Here is a 6,599-nt window from a genome sequence, read left to right on the forward strand (position 1 = left end):
TGTCTCCGTTGTTGTGATGCCGTACGGGACGGCGTTGGGCGCGCAGGCGGATCAGGCCGGAGGCCGTAACCCGCCATGAGCCGCCGCAGGCTTACTTGAGGACCACCGGCAGGTCCGGATATTCGTCAGCCAGCGCGTAGCGCACGCCGTTGACGGTGATGGTGTAGGCGGATGGCCCGGAAATCGGCAGCGTGTAGTTCAGGGTGAGCGATACGGACGCTCCCGGCGCCAGCGACTGCCATGCCGGTATGGTGAACTTGGCGCGGTTGAAGTTGGACTTGAAACCGCCGATATTGTTCGGCCCCGTGTAGCCGGCCTTGATCACGGCCAGCCCGTAGCCCGACTGGTCGCTCATGCTGGCCGGGGCCGACACCGGATAGTCGAACTCCACCACCGAGCCGCCCGGGATGGTGGCGGTGCTGTTGTTCGTCACTGTCATCACTGGATTGATCGGGTAGTTGCTGTCACCCAGCTTCCAGCCGCCCAGTTCGATGCTCACCTTGGCGCTGCTGGCCGGAATCACCGATTCGGCGCGCGCAGCGCCGTATGGGCCCGCTGCCTTGAAGGCGTTGTAGATATTGGTGGTCAGCGTGTAGCCCATGAAGTACTCGCCCTGGCCGCCGCGCTTGGTGGCGTCCCACGCGTAGTCGCCCGCCAGCTCCCAGATCATGATGCCGCCGATGTTGTTGTCGATGACGTACTGGGTCTTGGCGGCCATCGACTGCGCCGTCTCGGTGGACAGGAACACCTTGCGGGTGGCGTTCCACAGCCATGGCGCGGCCATGGTGGCGCTGTAGTTCGGCACGTAGGTGCCGGTCAGCGTTTTCTCGGTCACGCCGTAGGCGCCCAGGTAGTCCGGCACGATGGCGTTCTGCAGGTTGAGCGCGTGCCACAGCGGGTTGCCGCCGCCGGGCACCGGCTGGCCGTTGCTGTCCAGGTCATGCCAGACATTGTCGATGCCGGTGGCGCCGCTGCCGCAGGTTTTCACGCCCGCGCAGGTGACCGTGTTGCTGACCAGCGGACTGGTGCCCCACAGGCCGCTGCTGCCGCCGGTGACGTCCTTCCAGCCGCGCGTGTAGTAGGGCACGCCGATATTGATGCGGCCGGCCTGCAGCGCACCACGGTAGTAGCGGTAGGCCCAGTCCACGTTCAGGTAGCCGATGCCGCCGTACTGGTAGGCGTTGCCGGCCTTGAGTTCGGCGTCGTTGCCGTCGTCGAACAGGGCGGCGTTGGGGCCGACGTACTGGTTCCAGCCGCCGTGCAGGTCATACGACATCAGGCTGGCATAGTCCAGGTACTTCAGGCCGGACAGGTTTTCCTCGCCGCGCAGTATCCACGCGGAGGCGGAGCCGGCGATGGTGAGCATGTAGTACTTCTGGTCCGCCACGGCGGCGTTGTCGAGCTTTTCGCGCACGGTCTTGAGCAGCACGTTGTAGCTCTTCATCAGGCCAGCCAGGCGCGGTTTCGATGCGCCGAAGTCGAGCGGGTTACCGGCTTCGTTATTGGTGGTGGGGTGCTCGTAGTCGATGTCGATGCCGTCGAAGAAGGTGTACTGGCGCAGGAAGGCGACCATGGAATCGGCCAGGGTGTTGATGCCTGCACTGTTCAGCGTACCGTCGGCGTTGGTGGTGGCGGTGTAGAAGCCGCCGCTGCCCGCCCAGCCACCCACGGACAGCATGATCTTCACGCCAGGGTGCTTCTTCTTGTACTGCGCGAGCAGGTTGAAGTGGCCTTTGTAGGGCAGTGCCGGATCCATCGCGGCTGCCGGGTTGCCGGGCCAGGTCAGGCCGGTGTCCGGGTTGGCGGGGCCGCTGCCGATCTGCACCTTGTTGGCGCTGTCCACCGCCGCGAAGGCGTAGTTGACGTGGGTGATCTTGTCCCAAGGGATGTTGTTGACCAGGTAGGACGGCGTGCCGCCCCCGCCCGTACGCCAACTGGTGAAGTAGCCGACGATGCGGCGGTTCAGGCCATTGGCCAGCTTCTCGCGGCCGTTGGCATCGTAGACGCTGCAGTAGGGTACGTTGGTGACCGGCGAGGCGAGGCCGTCGGGGCGGCAGGCAACCGGTGTCGGCGTCGGCGTCGGTGTGGGTGTGGGCGTTGGCGTTGGCGTGGGCGTCGGGGTAGGCGTGGGCGTCGGCGTGGTTGCCTGCAGCTCCCATGGGCCCCACTGTTCGGCGCCGGGCACGTTGTTCTGGGTCCACCATTTCGCGTTGTAGGTCTTGCCTTGATAGGTGACGCAGGCGCCGGCGGTGTACACGCTGGCGGCCGCCCATTCGTCGCACGCTGCGGCGGCAACGCCGGCAGTGGCGCCGGCGAGTTTTTTTGCGGTGGGGGTGGTGGTGGTGTCGCCCGCGCCGCCGCAGGCCGCAAGGGCGCCGCTCAGCAGCATGAGCATCAGCATATTGGTTTTCATTGTGTCTCCGATTGTCGATTTAGAAATCGTGATGTTGTGGGTAGTTGCTGTAGAAGTCGTTGTCCCAGCGGAAGTTGGTGGCTGAGACGGTGATGGAGACGTCCAACGCCTCCACGAAGTGCCACCAGCCCACCGGCAGGAACAGGATCTCGCCCGGCGCCAGCACGCAGTCCAGCACCGGCACGCAGGCCATGGCCGGGAAACGCTGCAGGTCGATGGCGCGGCCGTCCACCGGCGTGAAACAGTGCCGCTGGTTGTACAGCCGGGGCGTATCGCACGGCGCGATCAGGCGTACGCGTTTGCGGCCCGAGATCTGCACCATGAAGTTGTTGGTCAGATCGTGATGGAAGGGGGTGATGGTGCCCGCCGGACCCAGCCAGAAAAATCCCGCACGCTCGCCTGTCAGGTAGTCGGGCAAGGCGGGGACGTCGGCCCACAGTTCGTGCAGCGCCTGGCGGTTCTGCGTGTCGTTGTTGGCCGTCATGTAGAAGTCGTTGGTCACGCCGCTACTGCGTACCAGCGCCGCGTACTCGCCGAAAGGCATGCGACGCTTGTGCGCGAGGCTGTTCATTTCGTAGTCCGGATCCGCATTGCGGCCGAACTGTACTTCCACCTCGCGGTCCGCGAAGCGTTCGCCCAGCGTGTCCAGTGTCCACTCAGCGCGCGCAACGCTGCCGTCCAGCATGCCGGTGATGATGACGGGCCGGTTGAGGCTGTAGTGCTGGTGCAGGAAGTCCTCCGTCGACAGGCGCTCGCGGCGCGGGATCTGCGCGGCCTCGGACGCCAGGCGGTTCAGCTGCGACTGGATGCCCAACACCCAGTCGCGCTTGGCGAGACGGTTGTGCAGGCGCTGTACGCCTTGCAGGTAGGGGCTGCGCAGCGCGGCCTGGATCTCTGCGTGCGCATCGCGCGCAATGACGCCGGACTTGACCAGGATGCCGGCCAGCGTGTCCGGGTGGCTGCCGAGGATGAGGTTCTCGGCGATCCAGCATTTCCATTCATCGCTGATGCCGGCGGTTCGGACGACTGCCCGTGTCATTGCGCGCGTCTTCATGGGCTTACCGTCCTTTCCACACTTCGCTGGTCAGGGCGCCGCTGGCGTCGCCGTCCAGCTCCCAGGAGAAGGCGCCGCGCAGGCCCTCGTCCCGCACGTACTTCATCTTGGTGCCGATGACGGCCGGGTCGTCGTAGCTCCACCATTCGCCGGTGCCGGTGTACAGGAACAGCTGCTTGGTGGCCGGGTGCATCCAGCGCTGGCCTGCCTTGGCGATCAGCACTTTGTAGTCCTCGATGCCGGTCTCGTAGGCGCCGGGTGCACCGCCGGTAGCGGACTGGTACAGGCCATTGCCGTTCGGGCCCGCCGTGACGCCTTTCCAGCCGCGTCCGTAGAACGGCACGCCGAGCAGGATCTTATTCTTCGGCATGCCGGCCGCCACCAGGGCAGTGATGGCATCGTGCGCGTTGTATTTGGCGACGTTGCCGGTCGATGGATCGGCGGGATCGTGGTATAGCGCGGCGTGGAAGTTGGTGCTACTTTCCCACGCGCCGTGGAAGTCATAGGTCATCAGGTTGATCCAGTCCATGTACGGGCCGTACAGGGCGGGTTCGGTCTGCGCGATCTTGTCCGCACCGGCCCCCACGGCGGCGGTCAGCGGGTAGCGCTTGCCGTCGATGGCGCCTTGCGCGTCAAGCTGGGCGCGGAACTCGGCCATCAGCAAGGTGAAGTTGTGCTTGTCGTTCACCGTGTCGACCGTGTTGTAGGGCTGGCCGCCGCCGCCCGGGTATTCCCAGTCGATGTCGATGCCGTCGAACACGCCCTTGGCGGAGCCGGGACCGCCGCGTCCGTCCTGTACCGGCAGGTCGCCGGCGATGAACATCTTCACGCAGGACTTGGCCAGCTGCTTGCGCAGAGCGTCGGTCTTGGCTGCTGCCGAGAAGAACTTGGACCAGCTCCAGCCGCCCAGCGAGATGAACACCTTCAGGTTGGGATGCTGCGCCTTGAGCAGCTTCAGTTGCAGGAAGTTGCCGGACAGCGGGGCGTCCCACGGCACCGGCTGGCCGTTGACGGTGCGGGCAGGCTGGCGCTGGTAGTCGGCATAGGCGTCGCCGCCGGTGCCGGCCGCAGGCGAGGTGGGGTTCTCGTTGCCGGTTTCGGCGCGCGTCACCATGTCGCACTCGTAGCCGCCGTTCTTCTGGTAGACGTTGCCGAAAGCGTAATTGATGAAGGTGAGCTGGTCGGCGATGCTGGTCTGGACGCCGTTGACCGGGGTCTTGGTGGTGTGGATGTCGGCCACTTCGTAGCCGCGCCCGTACACGCCCCACTGCGCGAAGTAGGAGCCGATTTCACGGCCGTTCGGGGTGGGAGTAGGGGTGGGAGTAGGCGTTGGCGTCGGAGTCGGAGTCGGGGTGGGGGTGGGGGTGGGCGTCGGCGTAGGGGTGGGTGTCGGGGTCGGGGTCGGCGTGCTGGCCTGCAGTTCCCATGGGCCCCACTGCTCGGTGCCCGGCACATTATTCTGGGTCCACCATTTGGCCTTGTAAGTGGCGCCGTTGTGCGTGACGCACATGCCCACGGTATAGACCGCCCCGGCGTCCCAGGCGGGGCAGCCGGTGTCCGCCGCCGCCATCGCGAGCAGGCGCATGGCCTGCGGTTGTGCTGTAGTGTTGCTGCCGTCGCCGCCGCAAGCGGCGAGTACGCCGCCCAGCAGGCCGGCCAGCAGGTGATTCGCCTTGATCGCGCTTCCCATACATGCTCCTTGGTCTAGGTATTATTTCTGGATTTGTCTCCGGCTTTTGTTGCTAAGCCAGGAACCAGAATGCGAGCATGAAAAGTGGTAGTCAAGTGGTTTTAAAAATTACTGCCAATCTAAGACCAGTGGTGGATTCGCAATAGAGAGCGGATCATCCCCGCCATCGCTTAAAAGGGTGAAATGCCATAGCACAGCAACAGAATGTCTCAAATGGGACATTCTGTTATTTCGTGCGTACCAGTTGGTATTGGATTTAAAGTGGTATGGCAGCGCGCGGAAGTGCCACGGTCAAAGTGGTGCGGTTCTGGGCGTCGTCGGTGGCCATGGCTATGCTCCCGCCTTGCGCTTCGGCGAGCAGCCTGGCCGAATAGGTGCCGATGCCGCTGCCGCCGGTTTTGCCATAGGAAGCGTAGCGCTCGAAGAAGCGTTCCCTTATGGCGGGCGGTACGGCGCCGCTGTTTTCAACCGTGACCGTCAGCGGCATGGCGTCGTGCAGGGTGATGCGCACTTGCCCGTCCGGCGCGGCTGCCGCAGCCTCGCAGGCGTTCTTCACCAGGTTGTGGAAGATGGCCTGGCACAGCGTGCCGTCGGCATGTGCATGCCCGGCACTTGCCGGGGCGTCCACGGCGATGGATACGCCGCTGCCCGCGCAGGCGGCGCCCGTGGCATGCGCCACCTTGTGCAGCAATGCGGACAGGTCGACCGGCTCCGCCACCAGCTGGAAAGTGCCGGTCTCGATCATGAACAGGTCGGCCGAGAGCCTGACGGTGTCCAGCGCCTGTTGGGCTGTGGCGGCGATGAGCTGCGCCTGGTGCGCCGGGCTGGCGGCCGATGCCGACGCCGATGCGGGCGCGCCGTCGAGCTGCTGCGCCAGCTGCTGGGCCATGCCGAGCACGCCGGCCAGCGGTCCCTTGATGTCGTGCCGCAGCATGCGTTCCACGTCTTCCCGCAGGCGGGCCGTCTCCAGCAGCGCGTCGTACTCGGCCTGCCGTTGCAAGTGCACGGCGATGTAGCGCATGAAGTTGTGCACGCGTAGTTGCAGGATGTCCGGGTCCACCGGCTTGCTGACGAAGTCGACCGCGCCCAGCGTCAGGCCGCGCCGCCGTGCCGCCTCGTCGGTGAGGGCGGTGACGAAGATGATGGGGATGTGGGCGCTGGCCGGATGCTCCCGCAGGCGCTGCGCCACTTCGAAGCCGTCCATGCCCGGCATCATCACGTCCAGCAGCACCAGGTCGGGCGGATTGTCGGACGTGCACATGGCCAGCGCCTTGGGACCGTTGTGCGCCACGCGCACACGGTACTGGCCTTCGAACAGGTCGGCGATCAGGCGCAGGTTTTCCGGCGTATCGTCCACCACCAGCAGCGTGGGCTGTGGCGCTGCAGCCGCAGTTCCCGCCGCTTGCCGCGCCGCCTCCGGTGGCGCCGTGCCGGGGGCGCGC

At 65.7% G+C, this 6,599-nt stretch carries 4 protein-coding genes; all 4 read right to left on the minus strand.

Annotated features, from left to right (window positions below; all coding sequences use genetic code 11):
* Nucleotides 1-91 precede the first annotated feature (91 nt).
* Nucleotides 92-2,413: a chitinase C-terminal domain-containing protein gene (locus AC6H42_RS10100; protein ID WP_497547943.1), complete on the minus strand. Its 2,322-nt coding sequence runs from the start codon at nt 2,411-2,413 to the stop codon at nt 92-94.
* Nucleotides 2,414-2,432: 19 nt separating this feature from the next.
* A complete protein-coding gene (locus AC6H42_RS10105; protein ID WP_497547944.1) occupies nt 2,433-3,452 on the minus strand; it encodes a cupin-like domain-containing protein in 1,020 nt (339 codons plus the stop codon).
* Between the two features lie 19 nt (nt 3,453-3,471).
* Nucleotides 3,472-5,157: a glycosyl hydrolase family 18 protein gene (locus AC6H42_RS10110; RefSeq protein ID WP_497547945.1), complete on the minus strand. Its 1,686-nt coding sequence runs from the start codon at nt 5,155-5,157 to the stop codon at nt 3,472-3,474.
* A 256-nt stretch (nt 5,158-5,413) separates the two neighbouring features.
* A partial coding sequence (locus tag AC6H42_RS10115; RefSeq protein ID WP_497547946.1) for a hybrid sensor histidine kinase/response regulator occupies nt 5,414-6,599 on the minus strand: 1,186 nt, incomplete at its 5' end.

This window comes from Massilia sp. NBRC 108631, assembly GCF_059704565.1.